We start from the raw sequence: 14169 nt of genomic DNA, 5'->3' as shown, positions 1-14169 counted from the left end.
AGCGCATGATGACAATTGAGTTGTCGCGGTACTCCCACGACAATCCCAATTTGTCGGTTGTGTTGTTCAAAAAATCAATCAGTGTGCCGTCCCAGTTCATGGCCACAGAACCTACGGTGGCACGGGGCGCCAAGGCCACGCTGTCAATGGCCACTGGGGTTGCCACGGGTGGTGCTGCTTCGGCAGGGGCGCTGACTGGTGGCAACTGGCGTGCTCCGCGGCGCGGCTCTACGCTGACCGGGGTGTTGAATACATCTTGCTGAATGCGCACAGGAATGCCGACCATTTGGGTCAGGCGGGCAGCCACCGTATTCAAATCCACGGGTCGACCCTTGTCCGCAAAATTCATTTTGTAGGTTTCATGAAAAATCGCAGGCAACTTGTCGTCGTCATTCACATGCACGAAGGTGCCGCCAATCCAGCTTTTGCTGGCGCGTTTCAGTACCTTCGCGTTTTGTTGTTGCTTGGCTTGTTCTTCAGCGTATTGCCGACCACCACGAAATGAACCATTGGTTTGCAAGCTGGTGTTGACTTGTTCTACTTTGCGCAAGCCGTTGTCATTGTCAGCCTGTACTTCAGCCCTGAATTGCGGGCCAGTACAAGCCGCTGTTCCAAGGCTTAGCATGGCTACAATTGCCGCGCATACCCATGTTCTGTTCGGTGGTGTCTTCATGTTTTATCGGCACTCTTCTTTTTGATCGCCCAAGCGGGTAATGCGCAGCAATGGCGGCTCGTTGTTGTAAACACAGGCTTCCAAGGGGTATTCGCTATTCTTGATTCCGGGTGTTTCAAGCACTTGTTCTACTGCATATTCAAAGGTGCCCGAGAAGGTGGTGCCGGCTGCAATCATCACGTAACGGTCGGCATCCCAGCGAAATGTGTAACCCGCTTCTTTGGCCCAACGGCGAATGGCTTTGTCCAGTCGGCCGTCTTCAACCCGCAATTCCCATTGAATGGCACGCGGTGTTACCACCAGCCTTGCGTTTTCCTGTTTCACTGGCAGGGCAGCCAATTGTTCGGCCTCCCGAATTACTTTGGGCGGCAGGTCAACAATGAATACATCGGAGGAGGGCGCTTGCATGGCAAGCTGTATATTGCTGTTTTTGTTGGACGTCGCGCTTGGGGACTTGGGTTCTAGACTGGGTTGCGCGATCACGGCAAAGCTTCTGGCTTGTGGCCTTGGGTCGGGTGCGCCGTGCCTGGCCAGTTCAACATTGCGTGACAGCAACTCATCGGCGAAGTACGGCAGGGTTTCCTCGCGTTTCTCGGTGACCACTGCATAGCTGGGCGATTCAATCGCAACAGTGGCGTTTGTCTCCCCACTCGTTTCCCCGTTTGTGTTCCATGCCATCAGCACAATGGCAAGACCAAGAGCAAATTCCATATTCGTTTTACCTTCTTCGTATGGATCGGTGTTCAGCGAGTTTGCAAAAATTGTTAATTCGAATATACATCAATATACGAAATAATTTCTTTTGCAGCAATCCCAAAAATTATTCTGCTGCGTCAGGGTGTTTTTGTCAGTGGCAGATCAATCTTGATAAATGGCATCAAGCCATTGATTGCCTTCATGCGGGCTGTAATGAACCAAAAGGTAAGCCGCAGTTTCCAGCACAGCCAAACTGCAGGCCTGTGCTTCATCGAATGCTTCTTGATTGATGGCGTCGTATTCGTGGATACACACTTTCAACAGTTCACCAATTAGTCGAGGCGTGGACTCAATGGTTTTTACTTTGGGACGTAGCTCTGAATAGGCTTTCATCAGGCCGCGAAAGTAATGCCAGGTTGTTCCTTCTGTTTCAGCCAGACCTTGCAGAATAAATGGCAAGCTCAGGTTGAGTAGACCCGTGTCTTCAATGTGCGCGGCCAATTCGCTGTATTCACAGTCGCATGGATCAACCGGGTGATTTGCCCTGAAATAAGCGATATTGTTTGTAATCGAGTTGCCAGAGGACAGCCCTGCAAGCATGGCAGAAGTACTCTCGAATGGCTTTGTTTGTGCGACCATATTTTTATTGTTCACTCGTTGAGTTAATGAATACTTGCTCGAATTTATTGCGCGAACAAGTGTTGACTGAACAAATGTTTGAAAAAAATCACATTTTTTGTCATTTCATGTAACAGTACCTACAAAAATTGCGACAAATTCTAAGTATCCACATGAGGTGATCATCAAAGATCCATGATTTATAAAGGGTTTAATTTCCCTCTATGTTTCATTCACGTGATAAGTTTGTTGCAAATTCCTGCAGTCCTCTCTGAGCTTTTTTCGGTCTTTCGCCGTTTCTTGGTGTATTCAGAACCCTCCCACCCAGATTCCTCTTAATGTTCAACTAAATCAATCACATCAAAGGGTGGGGGTGGGGGGTGAGAAGGGGGGTGTTATCGCGACAACACCACTCTAAAGCGGGGGCTACCATTGCGTACTTTGTCCACAGCCTCGTTGATTTGGTCAAAACTGTAGGTTTCTACGATGGGTTGAATATTGTGCAGGGCTGCGAATTTGAGCATGTCGGCGATTACGCGCGGGCTGCCCACTGGCGAAGACGAAATGGAACGTTGTTGCCCCATCAAGCCAAACACACCAATGTCCAAAGGCTCCAGCACGGCACCCAGAAAATGCAGGCGGCCTTTGGGGGCCAAGGTGCCAATGTAGGCGTTCCAGTCAAGCTTCACGTTCACGGTCGACAAAATAAGGTCGAATGAGCCAGCCGCTTTCTTCAAGGCATCGGGGTCTTTGCTGTTCAGCACGTGGTGTGCACCCATGCCCAGCAATTCGTCGGTTTTAGAGACGTTGCTGCTGAATGCGGTGACCTCGCAGCCCCAGGCTTTCAGGAACATGACCGCCATGTGGCCCAGGCCGCCCACGCCGATCACCGCGACTTTGCTTTGCGGTGAGATATTGAATTGCACCAGCGGGTTGTAAACGGTAATGCCACCACACAGCAGCGGGCCTGCGGTAGCAGGGTTGACACCTGCGGGAATTTTCACGGCACTGACAGCTTGCGCGCGCACCTTGTCAGCAAACCCGCCATGGCGACCAACAATGGTGCCTTTGGCGGTGCTGCACAGGTTGTGGTCGCCGCCCATGCACATACGGCAACTTTCGCAGTAGCCTGAATGCCAGCCCAAACCCACCACATCACCAATGGCCAGGTGGCTGACATGGCTGCCCACTTGGCTTACCCGACCAATAATTTCGTGGCCTGCCACCATGGGGTATTTGGCACGGCCCCAGTCGTTGTCAAGCATGCTGACATCGCTGTGGCAAATGCCGCAGTGGTCCACATCGATCTCGATGTCAAATGCGTTCAATTCACCCGGATCGTATTGAAAGGGTTTCAACGGGCCTTTGGCCTCGAAAGCTGCGTATGCGTTGATCATGATTAATTCCATTAAGGGACCAAAAAAAGGGGGGGTGCCTGTTTTTTATTTACTTTGATTTTGGATACAAATAGTATCCCCAAACCATTCCTGCCCCGGTTTTTTTACTGAAAGCATTGCGGGCATTTTTGAATGGAAAAAACTTCCTGTTCAGGAAAATAAAATCAATTCTAAAAAGGTAAAAATAACATGAATAAATTTATCGCCCGTGCCGTTTTCGGCGTTGCAGTACTGGGTGTTACAGGCTGTGCATCAATTATGTCCGGCAAAGATCAGCAAATTTCCGTGAACTCCAATGTACGTGGCGCCACGGTTCTTATCAATGGTGCCGAGGTTGGAAAAACACCATTTATCGGAAAAGTCAGCAAGCCCAAAAATGGCGAAGGTAACGTGATTACATTGCGTGCAGATGGTTACGAAGAGAAAACTGTAGCGGTTGAGACCACCATTGAGCCTACTTTTTGGGTGAATATTTTGACTGGCGGTCCATTTGGTTCTACGACTGATTACAGTTCTGGTGCCATGTACAAACTGGGCGACGGCAATTTCAACATTGACTTGACCAAATCGGGAAAGTAATCACGAGCGATTGTATCCCGGGCGTTAATTCATGGATCTTGATGCATTTTTCAAGGTTAGCCCGGGAGTGGTCTGTCGGTCATGGACCTTATTTAAGGTCTCTCTACAAAAAGACCCGAAGTTCCGAACAGACCTTTGACGACTGGCTCGCGCTCAAAAGGGCACTCATCGACGAATACTCGCCAGCAACACTTTTCGATCTTGCATGCTTGCTTTCTTATTAGCCCGTTCATGGCGGTTACAACTTCAGCTGGTTCTGTTACTTGTGACGTTTGTAAGCCCTGCTTGGGCCAGTGACATCAAAGATCATCCCAAGGCCAGCATTGTCTTTTCTGCAGCCAATCTGAATGATCCCGAAAGTGTTTTTGGTCATGTTTTTATCGTGTTTCACCACGAGAGGCAGCCCGAACCCGACGATCCCGTTGTGGAGTTTTACGGGAACCTGAAAGACATCGACTACGCAATGGTTAAGACTGTGCTTAGCACGGTGCCTGGGCAGTACAAATTTTCTACTTACGCTGACAAACTCCGGCTTTATGATCAAGAGGGCCGGGATGTCTACGTTCGTCCTTTAAGAAAAGAAATTGCTATTCCAGATTTGAAGACGAAGGTAAACGATGCACTCGGTCATCGTTTTGAATATGATTTTCTGAATATCAATTGCGCCTTTTACATTGAGTTGCTTCTTGTGCAGTCCGATGAGGTGTTAAGCAAGGGCTGGCGTATTCGACAACCCCTTGATGTCTACCTGAATTACGGAGATCGTGAAGGTGAGTTTGTCGTGAGATCGGCTGATCGTTTGTTGGCTGAGTTTGAATCGGTACCCGATTGGCAACTGAATAAACAGGAAGGGCTCGAATATTTCTCTGCTTACAAAGCATTGGTCGATTCAAGTGTGAAGTCCGATCTGAATCAAGCTGCAGGGGTGTTGATGACAAGGTCAGAGCCCAGTTCTGGGGTGCTTGCGCCACGTGTATCTGAAAGGCGCAGTAATCTTTATATGGCTGCTTCGTCGGGCGTATTGGATGTTTCCTACATGGCGTTTAATTCAGAAAACGCATGGTTGACGGACCCATTGCCCAAGCCCAGTCAACTAGAAGTTGCTGAGGTCAGGGCACGATGTGTAACCCACGCAGATACAGACTGCATTTTTGGCGTTGCACTGTTCAATAATCGTACTTTTCCCGCAAATGGCTGGGGCAGGTCTAAAGTACTGTCAAGTGGTGTCCGCCTAGATCAAGGTCCCCAAGCCAATGCTCAAATTGGCCTGGGCGGTGGTTTTGGTCGCGTTTTCGACCTGCCTGTATGGCTGGGGGTGGCCCCACTTGCTCAGGTGGATACCCAATATGGCGGCACGCTTGGACTGACGGCATCGCTACTGCATGTTTCATCCGCTTTTCGAACTCACCTACAATTGGACTCCAATCCGAGACATAATCCACTAGATAAAGCACAAATAAATTTCTCGGTTACACACCAAGCCACTGGTTTATCCGTTCAATGGAACGATGTCGATAAGGGGGTTTTGGGTTACCGTCTGATTTTCTAGGGAGACAATTTTGCAAACCTATCGCCGTGCGTGCCATTTGTGCGAGGCCATTTGTGGCCTGAAGGTCGAGGTAGAAAACAATCAGGTAGTGTCAATTAAGGGTGATGAGTTAGACCCCTTTAGCCGTGGGCACATTTGCCCGAAAGCGGTTGCATTGAAAGATATCCAGGAAGACCCCGACCGTTTAACGCGCCCGGTAAAAAAGGTGAATGGGCAGTGGGTAGAAACCACTTGGGAAGATGCGATTGAGCTGGCCTGCGAAGGTTTGTTCCAGGTGCAGCAAAAGTATGGTGCCAACGCGGTGGGTGTTTATCAGGGAAATCCGAATGTGCACAACTGGGGTTTGATGACCCACAGCGCCAATTTTCTGGGTTTGCTGAAAACACGCAACCGTTTTTCGGCCACATCGGTTGACCAACTGCCCATGCAGTTGTTGGGGTACTGGATGTTTGGGCACCAGTTGCTGATCACCATTCCCGACATTGATCACACCAATTACTTTCTGATGCTGGGCGCCAATCCAATTGCATCCAACGGCAGCTTGATGACCGTGCCCGATGTGGCCAAGCGAATCAAGGCTTTGCAGGCGCGTGGCGGAAAGTTGATTGTGATTGATCCTCGGAAGACCGAAACAGCAGAAGTGGCTGATACGCACCATTTCATCAAGCCCGCCAGCGATGCTGCCTTTGTATTTGCCTTGATCAACACGATCGTTGGCGAAGGCTTGACTCGAATGGATCGCCTGGCCCACCACAGTGAAGGTTTGTATGCGGCGTTGGGTGCGATTTCAAAAGTAACACCTGAAGTGGCGCAGGCCGAATGCGGTATTGATGCTGACACCATTCGCCAAATTGCCCGTGATTTTGCGAATGCCGGAAAGGCGGTTGCGTATGGCCGCATGGGTGCTTGCACGCAGCGCCATGGCACCTTGGCGCAGTGGGGTATTCAGTTGCTGAACTTTGTGACAGGCAACACCGACCGTGTGGGTGGAAGCCTGGTGGCCAACCCCGCACTTGACCTGATTGCCGCACCCAACAGCAAGCCGGGCAGTTATGGCCGCTGGCACAGCCGGGTCAGCCAAAAGCCCGAGGCCTTGGGCGAGTTTCCCAGTGCCATCATGGCCGAAGAAATTCAAACCGAAGGTGAAGGGCAGATCAAGGCCATGGTCACCATTGCAGGCAACCCGGTATTGTCCACACCCAACGGCCAGCAGCTTGACAAGGCTTTGACCGGGCTTGAGTTCATGGTGTCAGTTGACCTGTACATCAACGAAACGAATCGCCATGCCGATGTTATTTTGCCCACGACATCGCCTCTGGAACATGATCACTACGATTTGATTTTCAATATATTTGGCGTGCGCAACCAGGCCAAATACAGTGCGGCCACCCTGTCCAAGCCGGAAGGCAGCCTGGACGACTGGGAACTGATGGACAGGCTGGCGGCCTGCTACGGCACCAAAATTGGTAAGCCTGCACGGCCTTCCATGCCACCACAAATGATTCTCGACATGGGTTTGCAAATGGGGCCCTATGGCATGGCCAATGAGCACAAGTTGAGTTTGGAGAAATTAAAGCAGCACCCTGAGGGCATTGACTTGGGGCCATTGCGCCCGAGTTTCCCCGACCGGTTGCAAACAGCCGATAAAAAAATTCAGTTGGCACCTGTGCAGGTGCTACAGGCAGCAGCAAATTATGTGGCTGATTTACTGAATGCCGACAAGCAGACAGGCGCAGAGATGATGCTGATTGGCAGGCGCCATATTCGCAGCAACAATTCCTGGATGCACAACTCCGAGCGCTTGGTGAAAGGCAAGAACCGCTGCACCGCCATGGTCAACCCGGCCGATGCCGCGCGTTTGAATTTGCAGGAAGGCCACAATGTGCGTGTGCGCAGCCGCGTGGGTGAAATTACATTGCCTGTAGAAATTTCAGACGATGTAATGCCCAGCGTGGTGAGCATTCCGCACGGCTGGGGTCATGACAAATCGGGTGTGCGCTTGCAGGTGGCTGCTGCCCATGCAGGCGTGAGTTGCAACGATTTGACCGATGAGCAATGGCTGGACGAGCCCAGCGGAAACGCCGCAGTGAATGGTGTACCCGTCACGCTGATTCCGTTGGCTTAGCTGCCCTTTCTTTCCCACACGGTCATTTCAGCAATGCTGTGCTGGTATTTGCGGGCAGTTTCCCGAATGACGAATGGAACATTCATAGGGTCGCGAACCCGCTTGAAATGGGGTGCAAGCACGGCTTGCATTCCCTCGAGCATGGTTTTTGGTTTGCCATGTTCTTCAATTCCACCAATCCAGTTTTCCTTGGGGGTGTATTCAGTCAACAGCGTGTAGGGTGAGCTGATAACCAACAAGCCGCCGGGCACAATGCGCTTGGGCATGTCGTTCAGGAATTCGGTGGGGTTGTTCACCCGGTCAATCAGGTTGCCAGCAAATATCAGGTCGTAACCCGTGTGTTCTTCACCAAGTTTGCAAGCATCGCCTTGCGCAAATTCCACACGCTGGCTGCAATCGCTGTAATTGAAATTGGCAAGCGACACTTGCATGGCTCTGCCCAAATCGCCTTCGTCATGCAGAAAGTAATTCAGGGTATTGCCTTGTTGAAGCGCTTCGGCCGCATCGATAAAACGGGCGGATAGATCAACACCGACAGCAGTGTCGAATCCCAAGGCAAGCTCAAAAGTACTTCTGCCCACGGCGCAGCCCAGGTCGAGCGCCTTGCGGCGTGGTCGATTGCCCATGAATTCCAGGCACAGCTGGGCGCAGCGCACCGGGTAATTCGGAACATCAAAATAGTCGATGCCGTAGTGAAAGGCCAGGTACTGGTTTAAAAGCTCGTCGGTTTCGTAAGGATTGGTCATAAGGCCTTATTGGGCACAGGTTCTGAAGCCGACGAAAACATCGTTTCGATCGGGTGTATAGGCTTGGCGGTAGGTGCCGCGAATGAGTATGGACGAAGTTGCGCAAGAGCCACCCCGAACCACTTTGTGGTCTCCGAATTGCAAGGTGGACATGAAGGGGTACATGTCCATGGTGAATCCGTTGTAGGGGAAGAAAAGACTGTCGGTCCACTCCCACACGGTGCCGATCATTTGCCGGCATCCAAACGGGCTGTCGCCTTCGGGCAGGGCGCTTACTGGCAGCCTCGCCATGTGTGTGCTGTCCATGTCTACACGGTGTGTTTCCATGGTGTTTCCCCAGGGAAACTTGTTGAACTCTCCCTGCTCGCGGTTACCCAAAGCCGCAACTTCCCATTCAAACTCCGAAGGTAAGCGCCGCCCTGCAAACTTGCAGTACGCTTGCGCCTCCCAATAGCTGACGTGTTTAACAGGCAGTTCGGCCTGTACCGGCAGCCATTGGTCGAAGTGACGTTCAAGCCAAATGCCGTTTTCTTTCTTCCAGAACAAGGGGTGCCTTGCGCCATGGCTGTCGCGCCATTTCAGGCCTGCCATGCTCCAGTGTTGGTCTTCCTCGTATCCACCTGATTGAATAAAAGCGAGGTACTGCGCATTGCTGACCAGGTTTTTGGAGATCTTGAAGGCTTCCATCTCCACGACGAATCCTGGCTTTTCATTGTCGAAGCAAAAGTCCTCTGTCGCATAATGTGCCGACTCGGGCGGCATTCCTATTCGGTAGCGGCCCGCAGGTACTTCAACATCGTTGTGGTCGATTGAACGTGTGTTTTCCGCGCCAGTATTGTTTGATGCGTAAGGCGGTGGGGCATAGCCAAGGCTTTGCCGCGCCCACACCATGGACTCGATGTGCATGTTCAGGTGGAAGATGGCGTACTTGTACAGGTACAAATCGCTGTCGGTCAGTGCCTTGGTTTCAATTCGCTGTTTCACCTTGTTGAAGGTGTCGTCAAAGTAGCGCAGGGTGTCTGGTTTGTCGGGGAACAGCCCTTCTTGCCAGCGGTCCTCGTGGGCCAGTTCAAACGAGTCCCAGATGTCGTCAAGCGCTGGGTTGTATGAAGGGGTTTTGTCCAGGTTCTGCAAAATAAACCGCTCAAAGAAAAAAGCAGCGTGCCCAACCTCCCAAATTGGCGGGTTGATGCCTGGCAAATAGGGCACTTTGGCCTGCTGAGCGTCCAGGCTGTTGAGCAATTCAAGAACACGCTCGCGGCTTTGTTCTAAAGAAGCGAGTAAGGATTGCTTGTTATTCATCGTGGTGGTACTACTAATGGGTTACACACAATTATAGGCCACCCATGTCCATTAAATCGATACTACGTACTTTGACTGTCGCTTCCGCCGCATTGTTGATAGCGAGCGGCAGTGCTTACGCCGATAAACCTGAAAAAGGAAACGGCAACCAGGGAAAGAATAAGGAGCAAAGTGAGCAACGCGGGCAAAAGGAAAACCGCAAAGGCGGTGGTAACGAGAAAGGCAACCGTGTTGACGGGGGTCGTGACTCTGGGCAGGGCGGTGTGTCAGTGTCGTTTAACTTTGGTGGCGCTGAAACCCGGATAGTTCGGGATTACTACGGTGGCCAGGTTGCCAAAGGCAAGTGTCCACCCGGGCTGGCCAAAAAAGGGAATGGTTGTCAGCCCCCGGGCCAGGCCAAGCAGTGGCAAAAAGGCCGCGCTTTGGGCAGTGATGTTCGCTATTACGACATACCCAATGAATTGCGCATTCGCCTGCCCGCACCGCCCTTGAACCACAAGTATGTGCAGCTGGGCACGGACCTGCTGTTGATTGCCGTAGGTACAGCCATTGTGGTTGATGCCATTGACGGGATTTTGTAGGTCAAGACGACTTGGCAGGTGACTTGCTTACCGAGGATTATTGCATTAGAGGAACAAATAAATTGCTCATCACTTGGATTATAAAATTCGCGGTCGCAGCTACACTGCAGCAGCGAATTTAAATCAGGTGCGCCGATGATCAACACAATTGAAGTGTGCATTCCTGCTGCGGGGCAGTCACTTGCAGCTACGTTTTTTCCAGCAGCTGGAGGCAGTCACGATAAGCCTGTGTTGATCTGTCCTGCTACAGGAATAATTCAAAAATTCTACTTTCCATTTGCTCGCTGGTTGGCAGGGCAGGGGTTTTCTGTAATGGTGTTTGATTACAGAGGTATTGGTAAATCTTTGCAGGAATCGCATGTAAAGCATTGCCCGGTCAAGAAGCAAGATTGGGGCTTGTATGACATGCCTGCCGCACTGGATTTTTTACTTGAATTGACGGGTCAACGCAGTGCATACCTGATTGGGCATAGTGCAGGTGGGCAGTTGTTTGGCTTGATGCACAACCACGCCAAAGTGCGTGGCGTGTTGGCGGTGGCAGCTTCGTCCGGACATGTGAAAAACATTCGCAAAGACAAACGCAACAGCGCCAGGTTCATGCTGCGTTGGGTAATTCCGGTCAGTTCGGCCTTGTTGGGGTATGTGCCAGCCAAGCGTTTTGGTTGGGGTGAAAATTTGCCAAAAGGCGTTGGCCTGCAATGGGCCAAGTGGTGCTCAAGCCCTGGGTATGTGGAAAATGAATTTGGTGAAGGTGTTCAACAACATTGGTTTGAACAGTTCAGTTCGCCGATTACTTTCGTGCATGCCAGCGACGATGAAATCGCAACCCTGGTCAATGTAGAAGACATCATGCGCCTGTTCACCAAGGCCAGCAAAAAGCGGCTTGAAATCAAGCCAGAAATGTTCAAGCTGGGCAAAGTAGGGCACATTGATATTTTCAGGGAACGGTGCAACAGCATTTGGCCGCAAATTCTTGCTGAACTCACTCCCGCTCATTAAAACCGCGTTTTAAACTAAGGTTTTGTTCGCGCGTGTGGGGGCTTCATGAAAAAGATTCTTGGTGCGGTATTGTTTGTGCTGTCGGTTCAATTCGGCTTTGCTGCTGAGGTAAAACCTGGCTTGTGGGAAATGGAGTTCGATGCCCAGGGCATGGGCCCCGAGGCGCAGGCCGCCATGAAGCAGATGGAAAGCATGCCACCGGCACAACGCAAGCAAATGGAGGCCATGATGGCGCAAATGGGCGTATCCATGGGCGCCAAAGCAGGCTCTGTGCGGTTTTGTATTACGCCTGAGCAAGCCAAAGCGAATGACGTTCCTGTTCAGGACGACGGCGATTGCAAAAACAAAGTACTAAGCCGAAGCGAAAAATCCATGAAAGTCGAATTCAAGTGCCCAGACACACAGGGTACTGCAACTGTTAATTTCTTGTCGCCCACCCTATACGAAACAAAGATCGACGCCAAAACGACAGAGGGTGGCCAGCAACGCAACATTCAGCAGACCTTGAAAAGCAAGTGGGTTAAGGCAAGTTGCGGCGGTTGAATAGGGCAATATTTAAAATGAAAATAGTTCGAGTCTTGTCCTTTCATCGCTTCTTGCTGTGTGTTTTTTGTGCGGTGTTTGCGCTCAATGTGGCTGCCCGCGACATTGAACCCAAGCCCATGCATTACGAATTACCAAGCTGGTTCAAGCAAACTTTTCTTGAAATTCCGGTGGACATTCAAGATGCACAAACCCGTGGAAAAAAGCTGCTCATTTTCTTTCATCTGGATGACTGCCCTTACTGTGCCTATTTGCTGCAAGAGAACTTCACGGAAGGGTCCAATCGCGAAAAAATTGAAAGCAAGTTTGATGTCATTGCAATCAATGTACGGGGTGACCTGCCCGTGAACTGGATCGACGGCACCGTGTATTCGGAAAAGCAGTTGGCCCGAAAGCTGGGCGTGTTTGCCACCCCGGCGGTGCTGGTGATGGGGCCTAAGCCTGAAGTGGTCCAAAAGATAATGGGTTACAAAAAGCCGGGGGTTTTTATGGATTTGTTGGGTTTGTAGATCTGAGTCATTCGAATGGCAGACAAAGGAACACTAATATTCTTCTGCGGAAAAATGGGCGCTGGCAAATCGACCTTGGCGCGCAGGCTGGCTGATCAACCTAATTCGCTTCTGCTTTCCGAAGATCATTTGCTGGCGGGTTTGTATCCAGACGCAATTCACTCTTTGCATTGAACAGCTTTTAAAACGGCGCGAGCAGGAACCCGAGCGAGCGAAGTTTGACAACGAGGAAACCTTTCATGCCGTCACCGCTCATTTTCAGCCCCCAGAGGAAAACGAGGGCTTTAAGGTGGTGATGAATTAGATATGCTCCCGATTTTGGCTTAACTTCAATGTTTATGCCTTCAACCCAAATTGATAGGCACCCGATAGCCATTTTTCGCGAGTGCTTACTTTCGAGTTTTTTACCGGTCCAAAACTGCTCACAGTCACAGGCTTAATGCCACAAAATTCCAGAATGGTCCGCTTCATTTGATTGTGCCCTGGCATACGATAAACAAACCGGTAGTACCAAGGCGGTGTGTCCATGGTGGCGATCAGGTGTGCGGTGCGTTGCTTTAATAGGCCATCGACCATCAATGCGTCCTTCTTGAACTTGAATGCGAATCCGGGCAAGAAAACTCGATCAAATAAACCTTTCAAAATAGCGGGAATCGAACCCCACCAAATTGGATAAACAAACACAAGGTGCTCAGCCCAGGCAATCGATTCTTGTGCTGCAACAAGGTCGGGTTCAAGCGTTTGAATGGTGTTGTAACCATCGCGCAGGATTGGATCGAAATTCAGCTTGCCAAGGCTGAGCAAGCGAACATCATGCCCCGCTGTTTGTGCCCCCTTCAGGTAGGCATCGGCGATTGCACCGCACAAGCTGGCTTCTGCTGGATGTCCGAGAATTACGAGAATGCGTTTATGCACCACAAGCTTCCTTTTTGTTGAACCACAAAAAGTCTAAAGCTTGCCCTTAGGGGAAGAGTCAACAGGAAGTTCGCAGTTTGTTAATTCAGGCGAGTGACGCAGTTCATCCTCAAATTGATTTAGCCGCTGGAGTTGGGCTTGGGCGGCATCGATTTGCGATTGAATGGTTAATCGCTTCAACTCGATTTGTTTGAGCATCAGTGCCATGCTAGAACCAGGATCGCTGGTGTTACTTGCCAAAGTCTCTACTAGCTCCTTGAGTTTGAATCCCAGTGCTTGAGCGCACCGAATGGTTTGAATTTGATGGATGGCCACGTCGGCATAAATACGGTAGCTGCCCTTGCGCATGGGCTTTGGAATCAAGCCCAGTTGCTCGTAAAGGTAAATCGCTTTGCGCGTGGCCCCCGATTTTTTTGCAAGTTCGCCGATGTACATGATTTGTGCCCAGTGTTCCGTTTCAGCTTTCATCACTCGTCCCAATTCGAATCGGCCGCGTTCCAATTTGTGCACCCGTCGCTTCATCAATCGCCACAGGTTTAATTTCTGTTCCAGCTTCGGCATCAAAAAACTTCACCAGCTTGCCGCCACCACGGTGCTTGCGGCCCCAGGCCCCGATCAGGAACAGCACCGGTAAAAAGTCCCGACCTGCCTCGGTCAACAAATACTCATCCCTGGGCGGGTGTTCGGAATATCGGTGCTTCTGAAGCAACCCTTCGTCTGTCAAAACCGCCAAGCGCTTCGTCAGCATGGTTGGTGCAATGCCCAAGCTTTTGCGGAAATGATCAAACCGGGTAATGCCCGCATGCGCATCACGCAAAATCAAAATGCTCCAGGCGTCGCCCACGAAAGCAAGGCTTCGCGCAATCGGGCAGGGGTTTTCTGAAATATTTTTACTGTCCATACTATTTTGATAGTGACTTTATTTAAAATTGCGGGT

General features: G+C 50.8%; 16 protein-coding genes and 1 pseudogene. 8 read left to right on the top strand and 9 right to left on the bottom strand.

All coding sequences use genetic code 11. From position 1 onward, the window contains the following. The 4 genes and pseudogenes from LMED105_RS05160 to LMED105_RS05145 all read right to left on the bottom strand — a co-directional run. Positions 1 to 673, bottom strand: a pseudogene (locus tag LMED105_RS05160) (hypothetical protein); the annotation flags it as partial. Positions 674 to 676: 3 nt separating this feature from the next. After that, positions 677 to 1384, bottom strand: coding sequence for a TcpQ domain-containing protein (locus LMED105_RS16140; RefSeq protein ID WP_008248913.1), 708 nt, complete (start codon positions 1382 to 1384; stop codon positions 677 to 679). A 147-nt stretch (positions 1385 to 1531) separates the two neighbouring features. After that, positions 1532 to 2008, bottom strand: a complete 477-nt coding sequence (locus LMED105_RS05150; protein WP_008248912.1) for a hypothetical protein — start codon at positions 2006 to 2008, stop codon at positions 1532 to 1534. 374 nt (positions 2009 to 2382) lie between these two features. Continuing rightward, on the bottom strand, positions 2383 to 3384 hold the full coding sequence (locus tag LMED105_RS05145) for an NAD(P)-dependent alcohol dehydrogenase (RefSeq protein WP_040512418.1): 1002 nt from the start codon (positions 3382 to 3384) through the stop codon (positions 2383 to 2385). 189 nt (positions 3385 to 3573) lie between these two features. On the opposite strand from LMED105_RS05145, the gene LMED105_RS05140 reads away from it, so the two are divergent. The 3 genes from LMED105_RS05140 (at position 3574) to LMED105_RS05130 (ending at position 7637) form a co-directional block, all read left to right on the top strand. Further along, positions 3574 to 3963, top strand: coding sequence for a PEGA domain-containing protein (locus tag LMED105_RS05140; protein ID WP_008248909.1), 390 nt, complete (start codon positions 3574 to 3576; stop codon positions 3961 to 3963). Between the two features lie 205 nt (positions 3964 to 4168). Then, the gene (locus LMED105_RS05135) at positions 4169 to 5512 is read left to right on the top strand and encodes a DUF4105 domain-containing protein (protein WP_008248902.1); all 1344 of its coding nucleotides are present in this window, start codon (positions 4169 to 4171) and stop codon (positions 5510 to 5512) included. Between the two features lie 10 nt (positions 5513 to 5522). After that, complete coding sequence (locus LMED105_RS05130) at positions 5523 to 7637, top strand: molybdopterin oxidoreductase family protein (RefSeq protein ID WP_198006796.1); 2115 nt, start codon at positions 5523 to 5525, stop codon at positions 7635 to 7637. On the opposite strand, the gene LMED105_RS05125 is transcribed toward LMED105_RS05130, so the two are convergent. Together LMED105_RS05125 and senA are read right to left on the bottom strand one after the other, a co-directional pair. Continuing rightward, positions 7634 to 8383 (bottom strand): putative 4-mercaptohistidine N1-methyltransferase, encoded by a 750-nt coding sequence (locus LMED105_RS05125; protein ID WP_008248898.1) that lies wholly within the window; start codon positions 8381 to 8383, stop codon positions 7634 to 7636. The genes LMED105_RS05130 and LMED105_RS05125 overlap by 4 nt on opposite strands. Positions 8384 to 8389: 6 nt before the next feature. Next, positions 8390 to 9685, bottom strand: a complete 1296-nt coding sequence (gene senA / locus LMED105_RS05120) for a selenoneine synthase SenA (RefSeq protein ID WP_008248897.1) — start codon at positions 9683 to 9685, stop codon at positions 8390 to 8392. A 44-nt stretch (positions 9686 to 9729) separates the two neighbouring features. Here senA and LMED105_RS05115 point away from each other — a divergent pair, with 44 nt between their 5' ends. The 5 genes from LMED105_RS05115 to LMED105_RS16900 all read left to right on the top strand — a co-directional run bounded on the left by LMED105_RS05115 (position 9730) and on the right by LMED105_RS16900 (position 12491). After that, positions 9730 to 10266 (top strand): hypothetical protein, encoded by a 537-nt coding sequence (locus tag LMED105_RS05115; protein WP_040512357.1) that lies wholly within the window; start codon positions 9730 to 9732, stop codon positions 10264 to 10266. A 135-nt stretch (positions 10267 to 10401) separates the two neighbouring features. After that, positions 10402 to 11265, top strand: coding sequence for an alpha/beta fold hydrolase (locus LMED105_RS05110; RefSeq protein ID WP_008248895.1), 864 nt, complete (start codon positions 10402 to 10404; stop codon positions 11263 to 11265). A 45-nt stretch (positions 11266 to 11310) separates the two neighbouring features. Next, positions 11311 to 11808, top strand: coding sequence for a DUF3617 domain-containing protein (locus tag LMED105_RS05105; protein ID WP_008248894.1), 498 nt, complete (start codon positions 11311 to 11313; stop codon positions 11806 to 11808). Between the two features lie 17 nt (positions 11809 to 11825). Continuing rightward, positions 11826 to 12317: a thioredoxin fold domain-containing protein gene (locus tag LMED105_RS05100; protein ID WP_008248893.1), complete on the top strand. Its 492-nt coding sequence runs from the start codon at positions 11826 to 11828 to the stop codon at positions 12315 to 12317. A gap of 15 nt (positions 12318 to 12332) precedes the next feature. Next, positions 12333 to 12491 (top strand): AAA family ATPase, encoded by a 159-nt coding sequence (locus LMED105_RS16900; RefSeq protein ID WP_008248891.1) that lies wholly within the window; start codon positions 12333 to 12335, stop codon positions 12489 to 12491. A 162-nt stretch (positions 12492 to 12653) separates the two neighbouring features. Here the strand turns inward: LMED105_RS16900 and LMED105_RS05095 are convergent, their stop codons facing one another. From LMED105_RS05095 to LMED105_RS05085, 3 genes are read right to left on the bottom strand one after another with little or no spacing between them, the layout of a single operon-like run. Continuing rightward, positions 12654 to 13235 carry an NAD(P)H-dependent oxidoreductase gene (locus LMED105_RS05095; RefSeq protein ID WP_008248890.1) on the bottom strand — a complete coding sequence of 194 codons (582 nt, stop codon included), beginning with the start codon at positions 13233 to 13235 and terminating at the stop codon, positions 12654 to 12656. A gap of 30 nt (positions 13236 to 13265) precedes the next feature. Further along, positions 13266 to 13700 (bottom strand): MerR family transcriptional regulator, encoded by a 435-nt coding sequence (locus LMED105_RS05090; protein ID WP_008248889.1) that lies wholly within the window; start codon positions 13698 to 13700, stop codon positions 13266 to 13268. Further along, on the bottom strand, positions 13690 to 14133 hold the full coding sequence (locus LMED105_RS05085; RefSeq protein ID WP_008248888.1) for a helix-turn-helix domain-containing protein: 444 nt from the start codon (positions 14131 to 14133) through the stop codon (positions 13690 to 13692). The genes LMED105_RS05090 and LMED105_RS05085 overlap by 11 nt, the downstream gene beginning before the upstream one ends. Positions 14134 to 14169 lie beyond the last annotated feature (36 nt).

This window comes from Limnobacter sp. MED105 (assembly GCF_000170915.1).
Lineage (GTDB): Bacteria > Pseudomonadota > Gammaproteobacteria > Burkholderiales > Burkholderiaceae_B > Limnobacter.
Note: the sequence above shows the minus strand (reverse complement) of the source record. Positions and strands in the feature narration are given on the sequence as shown.